The sequence below is a fragment of the Amycolatopsis sp. ATCC 39116 genome, assembly GCF_000231075.2.
GTDB classification, from domain to species: Bacteria; Actinomycetota; Actinomycetes; order Mycobacteriales; family Pseudonocardiaceae; genus Amycolatopsis_E; species Amycolatopsis_E tucumanensis.
Genome location: NZ_AFWY03000007.1, coordinates 21934 through 37642 on the forward strand (window position 1 = coordinate 21934; position 15709 = coordinate 37642).

Here is a 15709-nt window from a genome sequence, read left to right on the forward strand (position 1 = left end):
GGTCGCCCCGCCAGCGGACCAAGACAACAGGAGCGTGCGCAGTGGCCAGTCGGCCCCCAGTGAGCCTGCCGAAACTGTCCCGTCGCAGCCGGGTACTGCTGATCATCGCCGCGGTGATCGTCCTGGCGCTGCTACTCGGCGCGCGCCTGTTGGACACCTACGTCGACTGGCTGTGGTTCGGCGAGGTCGAAGCCCGCCAGGTCTTCAACACGATGGTCGTCACCCGCATCGTGTTGTTCTTCGCGATCGGGCTGCTGGTCGGCGGCTCGCTCGCGCTCAGCCTGTGGATCGCCTACCGCACGCGGCCGGTGTTCGTCCCGGTCTCCGGCGCCGACGACCCGCTGGCCCGCTACCGCTCGGCCGTGGTCGGCCGCATCCGGCTGTTCGGCATCGGCATCCCGCTGGTCACCGGCCTCATCGCGGGCGCGACCGGCGAGGGCGACTGGCAGCGCATCCAGCTGTTCCTGCACGGCACGAGCTTCGGCCAGACCGACCCCGAGTTCGGCAACGACATCGGCTTCTACGCCTTCACGCTGCCCTTCTACCAGTGGCTGCTCGGCTGGCTGTTCGTCGCGGTGACGATCTCGTTCATCGGCGCGCTCATCGCGCAGTACCTGTTCGGCGGCATCCGGCTCGCCGGCCGCGGCGGCCAGCTCGCCGGCTCGGCCCGCGTCCAGCTCGCCGTCACCGCGGGCCTGTTCGTGCTGCTGAAGGCCGTCGAGTACTACTTCGACCGCTACAACCTGCTGTTCTCCGACCGCAACGCCCCGCTGTTCTACGGCGCCACCTACACCGACCTGAACGCGGTGCTGCCCGCGAAGCTGATCCTGCTGTGCATCTCCGCGATCTGCGCCGTCGCGTTCTTCGCGGGCGCGTTTCTGCGCAATATCCAGCTGCCCGCGATCGCGCTGGTGCTGCTGATCCTGTCCGGCGTGCTGGTCGGTGTCGCCTGGCCGGCGATCCTCGAGCAGTTCTCGGTCAAGCCGAACGCCAACCAGAAGGAAGCGCTTTCCATCAGTCGCAACATGGAGGCGACGAAGTCCGCGTTCGGGCTCAACAACGTCCAGTACGAGGACTACACCGGCACCGGGCAGGCCACCGCGTCGGAGATCAGCGCGGACACCACGACGGTGCCGAACATCCGCCTGCTCGACCCGAACGTGCTGGCGCCCACCTTCACCCAGCGGGTCGGCCGGGAGAACTTCTACGGCTTCCCGCAGAAGCTCGACATCGACCGCTACGAGATCGACGGCAGGCTGCAGGACTACGTGGTCGCCGCCCGTGAGATCAACACCGCCAACCTCACCGGCAACCAGACCAACTGGATCAACAAGCACATGGTCTACACGCACGGCAACGGGTTCGTGGCGGCTCCGGCCAACACGATCGACCGTGCGGTGAGCAGCGCCAACAGCGACGGCGGTTACCCGATCGCGGTCACCAGCGACACGCAGAACCCGACCGGCGCCGGCATCAACCCGGCCAACCCCACAGCGCCGGGCATCGCGGTCACCGAGCCGCGGATCTACTACGGCGAGCTGACCAACGACTACGCCATCGTCGGCGGCCAGGAAGGCCGGGCGCCCGGCGAGTACGACAGCGCCAGCAGCAGCAACTACCGCTACGACGGCACCGGCGGCGTGAACCTCGGCAACTGGTTCAACCGCCTCGCCTTCGCGGCCAAGTACGGCGAGCGGAACATCCTCTTCTCCGACGCCATCAGCGACGGCTCGAAGATCATGTACAACCGCGACCCGCGCCAGCGCGTCAGCAAGGTCGCGCCGTGGCTCACCGTCGACGGCGACCCGTACCCGGCGGTGGTCGACGGCAAGATCGTCTGGATCGTCGACGGCTACACCACGCTGAACAACTACCCGTACTCCCAGCAGACGCCGCTCGGCGCCGCCACCGAGGACACCCTCGCCGGCGTCGCCCGCCAGGCCAACAACAACATCAACTACATCCGCAACTCGGTGAAGGCGACCGTCGACGCGTTCAACGGCACCGTCACCCTCTACTCGGTCGACGACAAGGACCCGGTCCTCAAGGCCTGGGAGCAGGTCTTCCCGGGCCTGGTCAAGCCGGGCAGCGAGGTCAGCCCCGAACTGCGGTCGCACTTCCGGTACCCGGAGGACCTGTTCAAGGTCCAGCGCGAACTCCTGACGAAGTACCACGTCACCGACCCGCAGGAGTTCTACACGACCAACACCTTCTGGAACGTGCCCCAGGACCCGACCCAGGAGGGCGGCACCAACCTGGACGCCTCCGGCCTGGCCAACCAGCCCGGCTACTACGTGCTGGCGCAGGCGCCGGGGCAGAGCGGCACGACGTTCCAGCTGACCAGCCCGCTCACCGCCCTGCAACGGCAGTACCTCGCGGCCTGGATGACCGTGTCCTCCGACCCGGACGACTACGGCGCCATCAAGGTCCTGCGGCTACCCACCACAGCGGCGGGCAACAGCCAGGTCGACGGCCCCGTCCAGGTCCAGAACAGGTTCCAGAGCGACTCCCGGTTCGCCCAGGAACGGACCCTGTTCAGCAACCAGAGCGTCACGGTGATCTTCGGCAACCTGATCACCCTGCCGGTCGGCGGCGGGTTCCTCTACGTCGAACCCGTCTACATCCAGCAACGCAACCAGAACAGCTACCCGCAGCTCGCCCGCGTGCTGGTGTCCTACGGGTCCAAGGTCGGGTTCGCGTCCACGCTGGCCGACGCGCTGAAACAGGTCTTCGGCGACCAGGCAGGCCAGGCGGCGACCTCGCCGACCCAGCAACAACCGACGACCAACACGCCGACACCGAGCACCACGCCGACGAACCCGCCTGCCACCGGCGGCACCGGCAGCAGCCCGGCCCTCGACCAGGCCGTCGCCGACATCCAGTCGGCGCTCGAACGGCTCCGGCAGGCCCAGCAGAGCGGCAACTTCGCCGCACAGGGCGAGGCCCTCGCCGCGCTCGACGCCGCCGCCCGCGCCTACGAGAACGCCAAGGCCGCCCAGACGACCTCGGCGCCTCCCCAGCCGGGCGGATGACCACCCCACCGGGTGCCGGAGCTGCTTCCGGCACCCGGTGTGCACACCCCCGCAACCGAGGCGTAAACTCATTCTCACAACGCGGGGTGGAGCAGCTCGGTAGCTCGCTGGGCTCATAACCCAGAGGTCGCAGGTTCAAATCCTGTCCCCGCTACGAGAGGCAGGGGCCCTGTATCCGCGGAAAGCGCGGATGCAGGGCCTCTCTTCGTTGTGTCTTCTGGGGGTCGGACCCCCAGGCCCCCGGCAGGGGGCGAGCCCCCTGCACCCCCCCGCGGTGCCGGATTGGGTGGGGACGTCCCGGTGAGTGGGGCGAGCCCCTGCACCCCCCCCGCGCGGTGCCGGATCTGTGGGGACGTTCGGTTGGGTGGGGCGGGGCCGGGTTTGCCCTTCGCGCCTGGCGGCGCTGGGGCAATGGGTCAGCTGGGGTTGGGCGCGGATGCCAGGGGCTGGGGGGTGTCTTGTGTGGACTGGGGGGGCCAGGTTTGGGGGGCGGGTGGGGTGTGTATAGTGGGTCTTACAGCGCGGGGTGGAGCAGCTCGGTAGCTCGCTGGGCTCATAACCCAGAGGTCGCAGGTTCAAATCCTGTCCCCGCTACCAGGGAAAAGGCCCGGTCTTAACGGACCGGGCCTTTTTCGTGCGCTTGGGGCACCCCCGATTGGGCCGGACGGGGGAAGGTAATGACCTTTGTGGACATTGATCGTGACCACTGTGGACAGATCGGCGGAAAAGTGGCACCTTGTAGGGGTGTCTGAACTCAATGCAACAGCAGCGGCATTGCTCGGCCTGCTCCAGGACGGCCCGGCCACCGGGGGGCAGCTGGTTGCGGCGGCGGAGGAGCGGTTCGGGACGTTCTTCAGCGTCACCCGCAGCCAGGTCTACCGTGAGCTGCCCGCCCTCGCCAAGGAAGGGCTCGTCCGGCTCGGCAAGCAAGGACCGCGCTCCAGCCAGCAGTACGTGATCACCGCCGCCGGGAAGAAGGCCTTCAAGGCCTGGCTGACCTCCGACGCCGGCCCCGACCACCTCCGCAGCCCCCTGATCCTGCGCCTCGTGCACGCCGCCTCGCTCACCGCGAAGCAGCGCGCCGGCCTCATCGAGACGGCCAGGGCCAGCTACCAGGAGGACCTGGACGAGGCCAGGGCCGCCGTCAAGGCAGCGGGCGACCCCTACACCAAGGCCATCGCCGAATTCGGCCAGGCGCACGCTCGCGCGGCGCTGAAGCTGATCGACGCGATCCCGGACGCCTGAGCGGCCACGGGGCCCCAAGCGGCCGGTTCCCGTAACCGGCCGCGCCCCGTGCCGTAACCTTGAAGGTTGTGAGTGGTGACTTCGCAGCCGACCTGAAGGACCTCGCCGGCAAGCTGACGCAGGTCGAGTCCGTCATGGACCTCGACGCCCTGCGCGCCCAGGTGGCTGACCTGGAAGAGCAGGCGTCCAACCCCAACCTGTGGGACGACCCGGAGGCCGCGCAGAAGGTCACCAGTCAGCTGTCCCACCGGCAGGCCGAGCTGCGCCGGGTCACCGACCTGCGCCAGCGGCTCGACGACCTCGAGGTGCTCCACGAGCTCGCCGAGGCCGAGGGCGACAACGCCAGCAAGGCCGAGGCCGAAGGCGAGCTGACCCGCCTCGCGAAGGAAGTGGACGCCCTCGAGGTCCGCACCCTGCTCTCCGGCGAGTACGACGACCGCAACGCGGTGGTCACCATCCGCGCGGAAGCCGGCGGCGTCGACGCGGCCGACTGGGCGGAGATGCTCCTGCGCATGTACCTGCGCTGGGCCGAGCGCCACGGCTACCCGACCGACGTGTACGACATCTCCTACGCCGAAGAGGCCGGGATCAAGTCGGCCACCTTCAAGGTCGCCGCGCCCTACATCTACGGCACCCTCTCCGTCGAACAGGGCACCCACCGGCTCGTCCGGATCTCCCCGTTCGACAACCAGGGCCGCCGCCAGACGTCGTTCGCCCACGTCGAGGTGCTGCCCGAGGTCGAGGAGGTCGACCACGTCGAGATCCCGGAGAAGGACATCCGGGTCGACGTGTTCCGCTCCTCGGGCCCCGGCGGGCAGAGCGTCAACACCACCGACTCCGCGGTGCGCATCACCCACCTGCCCACCGGCATCGTCGTCTCCTGCCAGAACGAGAAGTCGCAGCTGCAGAACAAGGCCGCCGCGCTCAAGGTCCTCCAGGCCAAGCTCCTCCTCAAGAAGAAGGAGGAGGAACGGGCCGAGCTCGACGCGCTCAAGGACTCCGGCAGCAGCTGGGGCAACCAGATGCGCAACTACGTTCTGCACCCGTACCAGATGGTCAAGGACCTCCGCACCGAGCACGAGGTGGGTAACCCCAGCTCCGTGCTCGACGGGGAGATCGACGACTTCCTGGAGGCCGGTATCCGCTGGCGCAAGCAGGCCAACGCTGCGTAACCGCCGCGCCGGAGGCAATAGGCCAACCCGGGCTTAACGACGCCCATGGGTAGGATTGCCCACCGTGATTCGGCTCGACAGTGTCTCCAAGGTCTACAAGACGTCGACGCGTCCCGCACTCGAGAACGTGTCGGTCGACGTGGACAAGGGCGAGTTCGTCTTCCTGATCGGGCCCTCCGGGTCCGGCAAGTCGACGTTCCTGCGCCTCCTCCTGCGCGAGGAGGTCCCCACCAAGGGCCGGGTCTTCGTGTCCAACTTCGACGTGGCCAAGATGGCCCGCCGCAGGGTCCCCCGCCTGCGGCAGACCATCGGGTGCGTCTTCCAGGACTTCCGCCTGCTCGGCAACAAGACCGTCGCGGAGAACGTCGCGTTCGCGCTCGAGGTCATCGGCAAGCCGAAGCACACCATCAAGAAGGTGGTGCCGGAGGTCCTCGAGCTGGTCGGGCTGGAAGGGAAGGCCGACCGCATGCCCCACGAGCTCTCCGGTGGTGAGCAGCAGCGGGTGGCGATCGCCCGCGCGTTCGTGAACCGGCCGCTCGTGCTGCTGGCCGACGAGCCCACCGGGAACCTCGACCCCGACACCAGCCAGGACATCATGCTGCTGCTGGAGCGGATCAACCGCACCGGCACCACCGTCCTGATGGCCACCCACGACCACTCCATCGTGGACTCCATGCGGCGCCGGGTCGTCGAGCTCCAGCTCGGCAAGGTGATCCGCGACGACGCCCGGGGCGTGTACGGCGTCGGCCGCTGAGTCACCCCGAACCCCCCGCCTGCCCCCGACCTGAGGAACCACCCCCCGATGCGTGCCAGTTTCGTGTTCAGCGAGGTCTTCACCGGCCTGCGCCGCAACATCACGATGACCATCGCGATGATCATCACCACGGCCATCTCGCTCGGCATGCTCGGCGGCGGCCTGCTGATCGTGCGGACCATCGACAAGATGCAGGTCAACTACATGGCCGACGTCGAGGTCTCGCTCTACCTGACCCAGGACGTCAGCGCCAACGACAAGACCTGCACCCAGGACCCGTGCCGCGGACTGCTGGCCGACCTGAACAGCAACCCGGCCGTCGACTCCGTCGTGTTCGAAAACCGCGACCAGGCCTACGAGCGGTTCAAGAAGCTCTTCCAGGACAACCCGATCCTGGTGCAGTCCGCCCGCCCCGAAGCGCTGCCCGCCTCGCTGCAGGTCAAGCTCAAGGACCCGAGCCGCAGCGACGTCATCACCCAGGAGTACGGCACCCGGCCCGGCGTGTCCCGCGTCGACGACCAGAAGCAGTTCCTCGACCGGTTCTTCGGCGTGCTCGGCGGCGTCCGCGACGGCACCTTCGTCATCGCGCTCATCCAGGCACTCGCCGCGCTGCTGCTGATCTCCAACACGGTGCAGATCTCCGCGTTCACGCGGCGCACCGAGGTCGGCATCATGCGGCTCGTCGGCGCCACCCGCTGGTACACGCAGCTGCCGTTCCTCCTGGAAGCGGTGGTCACCGGCGTCATCGGCTGGGCGATCGCGGTCGGCGGCCTGATCGCGGCGAAGTTCGCGTTCATCGACCGCATCCTGTCCGTCACCGGCGGCATCATCCCGAACATCCAGGTGCTCGACGTGATCGTGGTGGCGCCGTGGCTGCTGCTCGCGTCGATCATCATCTCGGCCACCACCGGGTACCTGACGCTGCGGCTCTACGTGCGGCATTAACGCCGTGCTCCAGCCGGGACGTGTGGGATAACCTGGAACTATGCCCAAAGAACGAGGCTCCAAGGTGATCGCGTCGAACCGCCGCGCGCGGCACGACTACGCGGTGCTGGACACCTATGAGGCCGGGATCGCGCTGGTGGGCACCGAGGTGAAGAGCCTGCGCGCGGGCCGCGCCTCGCTGGTCGACGCGTTCGCCACGGTCGACGACGGTGAGGTGTGGCTGCGCAACCTCCACATCCCCGAGTACGAGCACGGCACGTGGACCAACCACGAGTCGCGGCGCAAGCGGAAGCTGCTGCTGCACCGCGGCGAGATCGAGAAGCTGATCGGCAAGACCAAGGAGGGCGGGCTCTCGCTCGTCCCGCTGTCCATGTACTTCAAGGACGGCAAGGTCAAGGTCGAGCTCGCCCTCGCCAAGGGCAAGAAGGCCTACGACAAGCGCCAGGACCTGGCCAAGCGCGACGCCCAGCGCGAGATCAGCCGCGCCGTGGGCAGGGCGTTGAAGGGCCGCCGCTAGGTGGGGCCGGAGCGCGACGAGGACATCCGGGACTGGGTGCGCGGCCTCGGCCTGGACGGTCTCGTCGACCTGCACCTGCACTTCCTGCCGGAACGGATGCTGGTCAAGGTCTGGGCCTACTTCGACCGGATCGGTGAGCGCACGGGCTACGAGTGGCCCATCCAGTACCGGGTGGCCGAGGACGAGCGGGTCGCGCTGCTCGAATCGTTCGGGGTGCTGAGGTACGCGCCGCTGGCCTACCCGCACAAGCCCGGCATGGCCGAGTGGCTCAACGGCTGGCTGCGCGAGTTCGCCGAACGCGTCCCGGCCGCGGTGCCCACCGCGACGCTCTACCCGGAACCGTCGGCGGCCACCTACGTCGTCGAAGCGCTGCAGGCCGGCGCCCGCTGCTTCAAGGCGCACGTCCAGGTCGGCGCCTACGACCCGCGGGACGAGCTGCTCGACCCCGCGTGGGGTGCGCTCGCCGAGGCCGGGGTGCCCGTCGTCGTGCACGCCGGGCACGGGCCCGAGCGCGGCCCGCACACCGGGCTCGACGTGTTCGGCGAGGTGCTCGCCCGGCACCCGCGGCTGACCGCGGTGCTCGCGCACGCGGGGATGCCCGAGTACGCCGAGGCGCTCGCGCTGGTCGAGCGGTACCCGCGCGTGCACCTGGACACCACGATGGTCGGCGTCCCGTTCACCGAGGCGCTGATGCCGCTGCCGCCGGACTGGACGAGCCGGCTCGCGGACATCGCCGACCGGGTCGTGCTCGGCACCGACTTCCCGAACATCCCCTACTCCTACGCCACACAGCTGCGGGCGGTCGCCGGCTGGGCTGCCGACGACCGCCTCGGGGACGACTTCCTGCGGGCCGTCCTGCACGACACCCCGGCGAAGCTGCTCAACCTCTGACGGCGACCCGCACCGGCTTCGCCGCCAGCAGCAGCCCGGCCAACACCAGCGCCACCCACGGCACGGGACCGGCGAGCATCCCGGCGTCCAGCGGCGTGGTGAACCCCTTCGCGGCCAGGCCGAGCAGCCCGGCGGACGCGAGCACGGCAGCGGCGGCGAGCTGTCCGGCCGGGACGCCGCCCGCGGGGCTGGGCCGGGTTTCGAAGCGCCCGAACGCCTTCAGCAGACCGGCCAGCACGACTCCCGCCGCGCCGACCCACAGCGGGGCGACGGCGAACCAGTCCGCGCTGCCGGGTTCCGGTGTGGCGTAACCGAAGCCCAGCACGGCGATTCCGGCGACGACGACCAGCGCGGGCATGTGCCACAGGTACATGCTCATGAACCGCGGCCCGCTCCAGCGCAGCACGGCGGCGACGGCGGGGCGCTCGGCGAGCGTGGCCAGCGTGGGCTTGAGCGCCAGCCAGAACCCGGCCTGCCCGACGGCGAGGCTCATCAGCACCGCGGTCGGCGGGCTCATGTTGGACACCGGCGCGCCCGGCATGCCGATCATGCTCGCCGGGTACGGGCCGAACGCGACGGCCAGCGCGGTGACCCCGAACCCGGCCACGGCGAGCGCGGCCGCGCCACGACGGGTCAGCGTGCCGAGCCTGCCCTCCGCGTAGGAGAAGCCGAGCTGGTGCACCGCGAGCCAGACGAACACCGCGTTGGCGTAACCGAGCGGGCCGAACACCTCGAACCGTCCGAAGTCGACGATCACCGCGAGCCCGGTCAGCACCAGCGGCACACGCAGTCCCCAGCGGCGGTGCGCGGCCAGCATGAGCGGCGTCGCGGCCACGGTGATCAGGTAGACGGCGAGGAACCACAGCAACTGCCCGGCGATCGCGCCGGCGATCTGCACCGGCTGCTCCGGCGCGCCGAGGTCGCGCAGCAGGTCCGGCGCCAGCAGCCACACCGCGAACAGCGGCAGGACCGGGACCAGCAGGCGCTTGAGCCGTGTGGACAGCCAGTCGCGCGTGGACGCGGCGCGGCGCAGCGACATCAGGTTGGCCGCGCCACCGGCGAAGAAGACCATCGGCATGACCTGGGACAGCCAGGTCAGCGCCCACCAGCCGGGGGTGGTCAAGGCGTTGCCGGTCGCGAGACGGCCGTGGTCGTAGCTGAGCACGGGCATCAGCCAGTGCTGCCCGATGACGGCGAGGATCGCGGTCGCGCGGACCACGTCGAGGAAGGTGTCGCGGGCTCCCGCCGGGGCCTGCCGCAGGCTTGTTCGCATGCGTTCAGCCTGGTCGGAACGGGTGCCGGGCACAGCCGGGCAGACCGCCGTCTTCGGGCGGGGGACAGGTGCAGGACCGTGGTGGGGTCCGCCCTACCTACAGCTCGCGAGCCTCGTCGACCTCGGAGGCGGGCAGGCCGCAGAGCCGGTACTCCCAGCCGGCCTCCGGGGAGAACCCGAGCTGGTAGAAGGTCTCGATCTTGGGGCCCTCGTGCAGGTGGACGTGCCGCATGACCGTGCCGCTCACCGGGTCGTCGAGCGTCTGGACCCGGCCGTCGAGTGGGCCACCGAAGAACCGGACGTTCTCTTCGGTCATGGGGCCCTCCTCGTGCGGGGAAACGATGTCAACGTCCGCCCATGGTAGGTGAGCGGCGGACCGGGCGCCGCCGTCAGAACGGGTGAGGAGCGATTCACCACACCGGACGGACGGTGACCCTCCGGTGTCGCGCCATATCGTCCGCGAACGCCGACAACCCTTGGTGCATCCGGGCGAAATCGTCGGTGCCGATCAGGTGCACCCACCGTTCTTCGGCTGCCCGCGAGTGCGCCACCACCCGGTCGACGCACCGACGGCCGCGCGGCGTCAGGACGACCAGCCTGCTGCGCCGGTCGGTCGGGTGCGGCCGGCGTTCGACGTACCCACGGGTGATCAGTTCGTCGACGAGCTGCACGGCGGCCTGCTTGGTGATGCCGAGGTGCTCGCCGAGCTCGACGGCCGTGGCGGGGCGGTGCGACAGGAAGTGGAACACGAAGCCGTGCGCCGGGCGGACGTCGTCGAACCCCTCGGCGGCGAGGTGCTCGTGGATCTCGTCCATCAGCGCGCGGAAGGTCAGCGCGAGCAGTCCCGGCATGTCGCCAGCGGTCATGGTCAAGCTCCTTGACTAGATGGTCAAGCTGCTTTACCTTAAAACTGGTAAACCTGCTTGACTACTTGGAGGTCGGAAATGCCTGTCGCGACGTTGGCGGATGCGCCCCGGTTCGAGCGCGGCGGTGCGGTGTTCCGCCCGCTGGCCGTGCCCAGCCGCGGGTCCGCCGAGCTGGCGGTCTGGCTGCTGGAGCTCGAGCCGGAGCTGACCGGCGAGGAGCACTCGGTGAGCCGCGAGGAGGTGTTCGTGCTGCAGTCCGGGGTGCTCGAACTGACGCTCGACGGCGAAGTCCACCGGCTCGCCCCCGGCGACGCGGTGATCGTGCCCCCGGACACCCTGTTCCGGCTGGACAACCCCGGCGCGGAGCCGGCGCGGGCCACGGTGTGCACGTCGGCCGGAATGGTCGGCACGGTGGGCGGCGCCATGATCGTGCCGCCCTGGACGCGCTAGTTGTTGTGACCTGACAGGTTGTGGAGGGTCAGGGCAGTCGGGTGATTGGGTGGCCTGCTAGGGCGGAGTGTGCGCGTTCAGTGTTGTAGTGCTGGACCCACGGGCTGTGATGTGGACGGGAGGAACGGTCAGCCAATCCGGCGTCGCCCTCCTCCCGGTGCCGCGTCAGCCACTTGGAGATCGTGGAACGGGCCACTCCGAGCTGTTCAGCGATCCGCGCCGGCGGCCACCCCGCCTGACAACGCTGCACGATCAACTGCCGGGCATACACCGTGGTCCGTGCGTTAGCGTGACCCATCGAGGACCTCCAGGGCTGGTAGTGGATGCGTCGCAGCACCCACTCCGCCCGGAGGCCCTCCCCACAATCAACCCGACACGCCGTCCACGACCTCACCAGTCACAACAGCTAGGGGCGGCCGAGGTAGGTGAGGACCGCGCGGACCCGGCGGTGCTCCTCCGCGCTGGCCTCCAGCCCGAGCTTGGCGAAGATGTTGCCGATGTGCTTCTCCACGGCGCCGTGCGAGACGACCAGCGACGCGGCGATCGCGGAGTTGGACAGGCCCTGCGCCATCAGCCCGAGCACCTCGGACTCCCGCGCCGTCAGCGCGTCCAGCGGGTTCTTCCGTCCACGGGCCATGACCTGCGCGATCACCTCCGGATCGATGGCCGTGCCGCCCCGTGCGACACGGCGTACCGCGTCGAGGAAGTCGGCCACGTCGGCCACGCGTTCCTTCAGCAGGTAGCCGACGCCGCCTGCCCCACCGGACAGCAGCTCGACCGCGTAGCTCTCCTCGACGTACTGCGAAAGCACCAGCACCGGCAGGCCCGGCACCGCCTCGCGCGCCGCCAGCGCGGCGCGCAAGCCCTCGTCGGTGAACGTCGGCGGCATCCGGACGTCGACGATCGCCAGGTCCGGCCGGTGCTCGGTGACCGCGCCGACCAGCTCGTCGCCGCGGTCGACCGCGGCGACCGTCTCGATTCCCTCGTCGGCGAGCAACCGCTCGACCCCGGCACGCAGCAGGACCGCGTCCTCGGCGATCACCACACGCATTCCGCCAACCCCCAGTTCGTGAGTGAATTCGCCCTATTCACTCACGAACCGGGTCACCAGGTACACGGCAGGTCGGCTCGCACCACCGTCGGCCCACCCTCGGGGCTCACCACCGTCATCACGCCGTCGATGGTGGCGGCCCGGTCGGCCAGCCCGGCCAGCCCGCCGCCGGGGCGCACCTCCGCGCCGCCGTGCCCGTTGTCGGTGATCTCGATGATCACCTTGTCGTCCGTGCGCCAGGCCTTGACCTGCGCTTCCGTCGCGCCGGAATGCTTGGCGACGTTGGTGAGCGTCTCCCCGGCGATGAAGTACGCGGTGGTCTCCACCGCGGCCGGCGGGCGCGGCTCGATGTCGACCGAGACCTCCACCGGGATCGGCGTCTTGGCCGCCAGCGCGGACAACGCCGCGTCGAGGCCGCGGTCGCCGAGCACCGCCGGGTAGATGCCGCGGGCGAGGTCCCGCAGCTCCGACACCGCGAGCTTGGCGTCGGTGTGCGCCTCCTCGATCAGCGCGCGGACCGCGTCCGGTTCCTTGTCCAGCTTGTTCTTGACCCGGCCCAGGTTCAGTGCGACCGCGACCAGCCGCTGCTGCGCACCGTCGTGCAGGTCCCGCTCGATCCGGCGGCGCTCGGCCTCGGCGGCGTCCACCCCGCGCGCCCGTGACGCCTGCAGTTGCTGCGCCTTCACGCGCAGCCGTTCCGCGCGGTTCGGTCCCAGCAGCGCGATGGCCAGTGAACCGTGCACCCAGCCGATCCACGGCGCGACCCAGATCGCCATCGGCACCAGCACGATCGACGCGAGGCCGACCGCGAACTCGACCACACTCAGCGGGAAGGCGATCAGCAGGTAGGCGAGGTCCCGCCACGTCGTGCTGTCCACCAGGCGCATCCGCCACCGGCGCAGCACCCCGCCCTCGACCGGCGCGCGGTCGGCGGGCGGCAGGGGAGTGCCCAGCATCCGGCGCACCCAGCGGCGCTCCAGGTCACCGAAACCACGCACCATGCTCGTGGTCCACAACAGGATCGGGATGCCGACCCAGATCACCGTCGTCGCGATCCCCACCAGGCTGAGCGTCACGACCAGCACGAACTGGACCAGGCGCAACGCGAAGGAGGAGATCATGTACGCGATCGACTTGGCGGCCCCCGGACGCGGCTGCTCGATCGGCCCGTGCTCACCGGCCACGACGCTCATCATGCCACCGCACCAGGGCGCTCGGTGTCCGATTCGACGAGCCTGCGGGCCCGCGGCCCCGGACCGAGCATGGCCCGGGCGAACAGCGCGTGAGCCGTGCCCATGCCGCGGGTCAGCGCGATCGCGCACGCCAGGACGATCAACCCGAGCGCGGCCCACGGCAGCGCGTCGACCGGCGAATCCACCACTATCCAGCGCTCGTCGAAGGCCGGGAAGAAGTAGGCGCCACCAGGCAGGTAGGTGCAGTAGAACGGCAACGTCGTCGCCGCGAGCCCGACCGACCAGAAGGCGACCACGGTCGTGAACTCGGCGATCCCGAGCGGCAGCAGCAGCACCAAGTAGAGGACGTCCCGCCACGTCGCGCCGTCGGTCAGCCGCGCACGCCAGCGAGCCTTCAGGCCGAACTCCGGCAGCGGCTTGTACGGCGTCGCGATGTAGGCGCCCAGCATCCGGTACACCCTGGCACGCTCGAACCGGCCGGCCGCGCGGGCGATCAACACCCCGGCGGCCAGCACCGGCAGCCCCACCCACACGACCGCGGTGCCCAGGCCAGCCGTGAACAACGTCACCATCAACGCGAACCCGGCCACACCCAGCGGCAGGTTGCACAGCAGGTACCCCAGCGCGCCGAGCACCGGAGGGCGCGGCCGCGTGCCGTCCAGCGCGGAATACGTCGGCCCCATGATCCGTTCCTCTCTCTGCAACACGGGACCAGCATCGCGAGGTTCCCGCTGGTGGGCCATGGGGCGCGCGGGCGTCACCGGGGTAGGGACAACCCCACCGGTGCGGAACAAACCCGGTTGCCGGGGGCGTTATGCTGGTAACGGAACACCATCAAGGGGGTGAACGGTTTCGACTCTGGACGTTGAGTCAAGGGAAGCGTGCCGGTGCAGGCGAGAGACCACCGTTAAGCGTCGTCGTAACCAAATAAGCGCCAAGACTAATAGTCAGCGCGACTTCGCCCTCGCCGCCTGAGCGAGTGCGAGTCTGTCGGCCCGGGAGCGCCTCCGTCCCGGTAGCCGGCATCAGCTAGGAGGCTCACCTTCCGGACCCGGCCGCGGGGACCGGAAGGGAAAACCACAGCGGCTGGGCCCGTCACACCGGCTTGTTCGCGTGACCGGTGGGGCCGAGTAGAGGCACAGCGAACTGCGCACGGAGAAGCCTAGGCAAGGCGCCAGAGGACCCGGGTTCAATTCCCGGCACCTCCACTCGGCCGAAGGCCGAGGTCTGCTCGCGGAGAACGCTCGCAGGCCTCGGCCTTCGTCGTTTCTCTGGGGGTCGAACCCCCAGGCCCCCGCCAGGAGGGCTTCGCCCCCTGGACCCCCATCTGCCGCTGGTTGCGTCGGGTGGGTGAGTTCCGGTGGTGGTTGGGGCGCTTCGCTGCTGGCTTCGCCAGGGGCGCTTCACTGTGGGTGCGTTGGGCGTTCCGAAATTGGGATTGGGTCTGGTGAGAAGCGTCGCCTGTTTAGGCGCGCGGGTCAGGTGGGTGGGGGCTTGCCGCCTACCTGGCGCGTCAGTGCGGCTGCTGTCGCGGCGGCTTCCCGGGCCAGGTCGGGCCAGGTTCGCGTGCACCCGGTTTCACAGACGTGCCGGAACGTCACCGCCACCGACGCCAGCGGGCGCCCGTTGTGGTCGAACACCGCGTGCGCCACCGAGGCGAAATCGGCCGTCACCTGGCCGTCCTCCACCGCCCAGCCGCGTGACCGCACCGCGGCCAGCGCCTGCCGCAGTTCGGCGGGCGACGTCGGGCCCCGGCCGGTCCGCGTGACGAACGAGCGCGGGTACAGCGCCCGGACGTGCGCGTGCGGCAGGTGAGCCAGCAACACCAGGCCGCTCGCCGGCAGGTGCGCCGGCAACCGGACACCCACATCGGTCACCAGCGTCTCCGGCGCGGACGGCCTTTCCTTCACCAGGTACAGCAGCTCGTTCCCGTGCAGCACCCCCAGCTGCGCGGTGTGCCCCACCCGATCGGCCAGCTTCCGCAACAACGGCGCCGCCAGCCGCTCCAGCGGGTCGTGCCGCAGGTACGCCGAACCCAGCTCGAACGCGGCGATCCCCAGCCCGTACCGGCGCTCGGCCGCCAGGTGCACCACGAAACCCGCGGCCTCCAGCTCCGCCAGCAGGTGGTACGTCGTCGACCGCGGCAGGTCCAGCTCCCGCGCGATCGCGGCGGCCGAGATCGGCCCCGGCCGCGCCGCCAGGACCCGCAACACTGCCAGACCACGGCGCAGAGCGGGGACATCCGTCATCTGTCTGGGATACCAGACACAACCACTCCGCAGGGACCACCGGCCACCCCCGCGGCGGAGTGCAATGACGG

Annotated in this window: 16 protein-coding genes, 2 tRNA genes and 1 other RNA gene; 11 read left to right on the forward strand and 8 right to left on the reverse strand. The window is 69.9% G+C overall.

Going from position 1 to position 15709, the window contains the following annotated elements; all coding sequences use genetic code 11:
* The first annotated feature begins 59 nt into the window (after window positions 1-59).
* From AMY39116_RS0310400 to AMY39116_RS0310440, 9 genes are all read left to right on the forward strand, one after another.
* Window positions 60-3032, forward strand: a complete 2973-nt coding sequence (locus tag AMY39116_RS0310400) for a UPF0182 family protein (protein WP_020417599.1) — start codon at window positions 60-62, stop codon at window positions 3030-3032.
* Window positions 3033-3112: 80 nt separating this feature from the next.
* A tRNA-Met gene (locus AMY39116_RS0310405) sits at window positions 3113-3186 on the forward strand.
* 366 nt (window positions 3187-3552) lie between these two features.
* Window positions 3553-3629 (forward strand) — tRNA-Met (locus AMY39116_RS0310410).
* Between the two features lie 147 nt (window positions 3630-3776).
* Window positions 3777-4277: a PadR family transcriptional regulator gene (locus tag AMY39116_RS0310415; protein WP_027935800.1), complete on the forward strand. Its 501-nt coding sequence runs from the start codon at window positions 3777-3779 to the stop codon at window positions 4275-4277.
* A gap of 68 nt (window positions 4278-4345) precedes the next feature.
* Complete coding sequence (gene prfB, locus AMY39116_RS0310420) at window positions 4346-5449, forward strand: peptide chain release factor 2 (protein ID WP_020417601.1); 1104 nt, start codon at window positions 4346-4348, stop codon at window positions 5447-5449.
* A gap of 64 nt (window positions 5450-5513) precedes the next feature.
* Window positions 5514-6203: a cell division ATP-binding protein FtsE gene (gene ftsE, locus AMY39116_RS0310425; protein ID WP_017987098.1), complete on the forward strand. Its 690-nt coding sequence runs from the start codon at window positions 5514-5516 to the stop codon at window positions 6201-6203.
* 48 nt (window positions 6204-6251) lie between these two features.
* Window positions 6252-7148, forward strand: a complete 897-nt coding sequence (gene ftsX / locus AMY39116_RS0310430) for a permease-like cell division protein FtsX (protein ID WP_017987099.1) — start codon at window positions 6252-6254, stop codon at window positions 7146-7148.
* 40 nt (window positions 7149-7188) lie between these two features.
* Complete coding sequence (gene smpB, locus AMY39116_RS0310435) at window positions 7189-7665, forward strand: SsrA-binding protein SmpB (protein ID WP_026153846.1); 477 nt, start codon at window positions 7189-7191, stop codon at window positions 7663-7665.
* On the forward strand, window positions 7666-8556 hold the full coding sequence (locus AMY39116_RS0310440) for an amidohydrolase family protein (RefSeq protein WP_020417602.1): 891 nt from the start codon (window positions 7666-7668) through the stop codon (window positions 8554-8556).
* On the opposite strand, the gene AMY39116_RS0310445 is transcribed toward AMY39116_RS0310440, so the two are convergent.
* The 3 genes from AMY39116_RS0310445 to AMY39116_RS0310455 all read right to left on the reverse strand — a co-directional run bounded on the left by AMY39116_RS0310445 (window position 8546) and on the right by AMY39116_RS0310455 (window position 10695).
* Window positions 8546-9829, reverse strand: a complete 1284-nt coding sequence (locus AMY39116_RS0310445; RefSeq protein WP_020417603.1) for an acyltransferase — start codon at window positions 9827-9829, stop codon at window positions 8546-8548. The two genes, AMY39116_RS0310440 and AMY39116_RS0310445, sit on opposite strands and share 11 nt — an antisense overlap.
* 97 nt (window positions 9830-9926) lie before the next feature.
* Window positions 9927-10145 carry a hypothetical protein gene (locus AMY39116_RS0310450; RefSeq protein ID WP_020417604.1) on the reverse strand — a complete coding sequence of 73 codons (219 nt, stop codon included), beginning with the start codon at window positions 10143-10145 and terminating at the stop codon, window positions 9927-9929.
* 94 nt (window positions 10146-10239) lie between these two features.
* Window positions 10240-10695, reverse strand: a complete 456-nt coding sequence (locus tag AMY39116_RS0310455; RefSeq protein WP_020417605.1) for a MarR family winged helix-turn-helix transcriptional regulator — start codon at window positions 10693-10695, stop codon at window positions 10240-10242.
* A 78-nt stretch (window positions 10696-10773) separates the two neighbouring features.
* Here AMY39116_RS0310455 and AMY39116_RS0310460 point away from each other — a divergent pair, with 78 nt between their 5' ends.
* The gene (locus AMY39116_RS0310460) at window positions 10774-11145 is read left to right on the forward strand and encodes a cupin domain-containing protein (RefSeq protein WP_020417606.1); all 372 of its coding nucleotides are present in this window, start codon (window positions 10774-10776) and stop codon (window positions 11143-11145) included.
* Window positions 11146-11173: 28 nt separating this feature from the next.
* Here the strand turns inward: AMY39116_RS0310460 and AMY39116_RS48090 are convergent, their stop codons facing one another.
* From AMY39116_RS48090 to AMY39116_RS0310475, 4 genes are all read right to left on the reverse strand, one after another.
* Window positions 11174-11443, reverse strand: coding sequence for a leucine zipper domain-containing protein (locus tag AMY39116_RS48090; protein ID WP_157358507.1), 270 nt, complete (start codon window positions 11441-11443; stop codon window positions 11174-11176).
* A gap of 108 nt (window positions 11444-11551) precedes the next feature.
* Window positions 11552-12196: a response regulator transcription factor gene (locus AMY39116_RS0310465; RefSeq protein ID WP_020417607.1), complete on the reverse strand. Its 645-nt coding sequence runs from the start codon at window positions 12194-12196 to the stop codon at window positions 11552-11554.
* Between the two features lie 53 nt (window positions 12197-12249).
* Complete coding sequence (locus AMY39116_RS0310470; protein WP_020417608.1) at window positions 12250-13389, reverse strand: sensor histidine kinase; 1140 nt, start codon at window positions 13387-13389, stop codon at window positions 12250-12252.
* Window positions 13389-14072 carry a sensor domain-containing protein gene (locus AMY39116_RS0310475; protein ID WP_020417609.1) on the reverse strand — a complete coding sequence of 228 codons (684 nt, stop codon included), beginning with the start codon at window positions 14070-14072 and terminating at the stop codon, window positions 13389-13391. The genes AMY39116_RS0310470 and AMY39116_RS0310475 overlap by 1 nt, the downstream gene beginning before the upstream one ends.
* Window positions 14073-14227: 155 nt before the next feature.
* Here AMY39116_RS0310475 and ssrA point away from each other — a divergent pair.
* Window positions 14228-14600: a transfer-messenger RNA gene (ssrA, locus tag AMY39116_RS44990) on the forward strand.
* 267 nt (window positions 14601-14867) lie between these two features.
* Here ssrA and AMY39116_RS0310480 read toward each other — a convergent pair.
* Window positions 14868-15638, reverse strand: coding sequence for an IclR family transcriptional regulator (locus AMY39116_RS0310480; protein ID WP_039791393.1), 771 nt, complete (start codon window positions 15636-15638; stop codon window positions 14868-14870).
* Between the last annotated feature and the right edge of the window lie 71 nt (window positions 15639-15709).

Bases quoted from the DNA above. Each gene is read 5' to 3' on its own strand.
- AMY39116_RS0310460 (WP_020417606.1), top strand. From the start codon at position 10,774: ATGCCTGTCGCGACGTTGGCGGATGCGCCCCGGTTCGAGCGCGGCGGT.
- AMY39116_RS0310455 (WP_020417605.1), bottom strand. From the start codon at position 10,695: ATGACCGCTGGCGACATGCCGGGACTGCTCGCGCTGACCTTCCGCGCG.
- AMY39116_RS48090 (WP_157358507.1), bottom strand. From the start codon at position 11,443: ATGGGTCACGCTAACGCACGGACCACGGTGTATGCCCGGCAGTTGATC.
- AMY39116_RS0310465 (WP_020417607.1), bottom strand. From the start codon at position 12,196: ATGCGTGTGGTGATCGCCGAGGACGCGGTCCTGCTGCGTGCCGGGGTC.
- AMY39116_RS0310445 (WP_020417603.1), bottom strand. From the start codon at position 9,829: ATGCGAACAAGCCTGCGGCAGGCCCCGGCGGGAGCCCGCGACACCTTC.
- smpB (WP_026153846.1), top strand. From the start codon at position 7,189: ATGCCCAAAGAACGAGGCTCCAAGGTGATCGCGTCGAACCGCCGCGCG.
- AMY39116_RS0310450 (WP_020417604.1), bottom strand. From the start codon at position 10,145: ATGACCGAAGAGAACGTCCGGTTCTTCGGTGGCCCACTCGACGGCCGG.
- ftsX (WP_017987099.1), top strand. From the start codon at position 6,252: ATGCGTGCCAGTTTCGTGTTCAGCGAGGTCTTCACCGGCCTGCGCCGC.
- AMY39116_RS0310475 (WP_020417609.1), bottom strand. From the start codon at position 14,072: ATGGGGCCGACGTATTCCGCGCTGGACGGCACGCGGCCGCGCCCTCCG.
- AMY39116_RS0310480 (WP_039791393.1), bottom strand. From the start codon at position 15,638: ATGACGGATGTCCCCGCTCTGCGCCGTGGTCTGGCAGTGTTGCGGGTC.
- AMY39116_RS0310470 (WP_020417608.1), bottom strand. From the start codon at position 13,389: ATGAGCGTCGTGGCCGGTGAGCACGGGCCGATCGAGCAGCCGCGTCCG.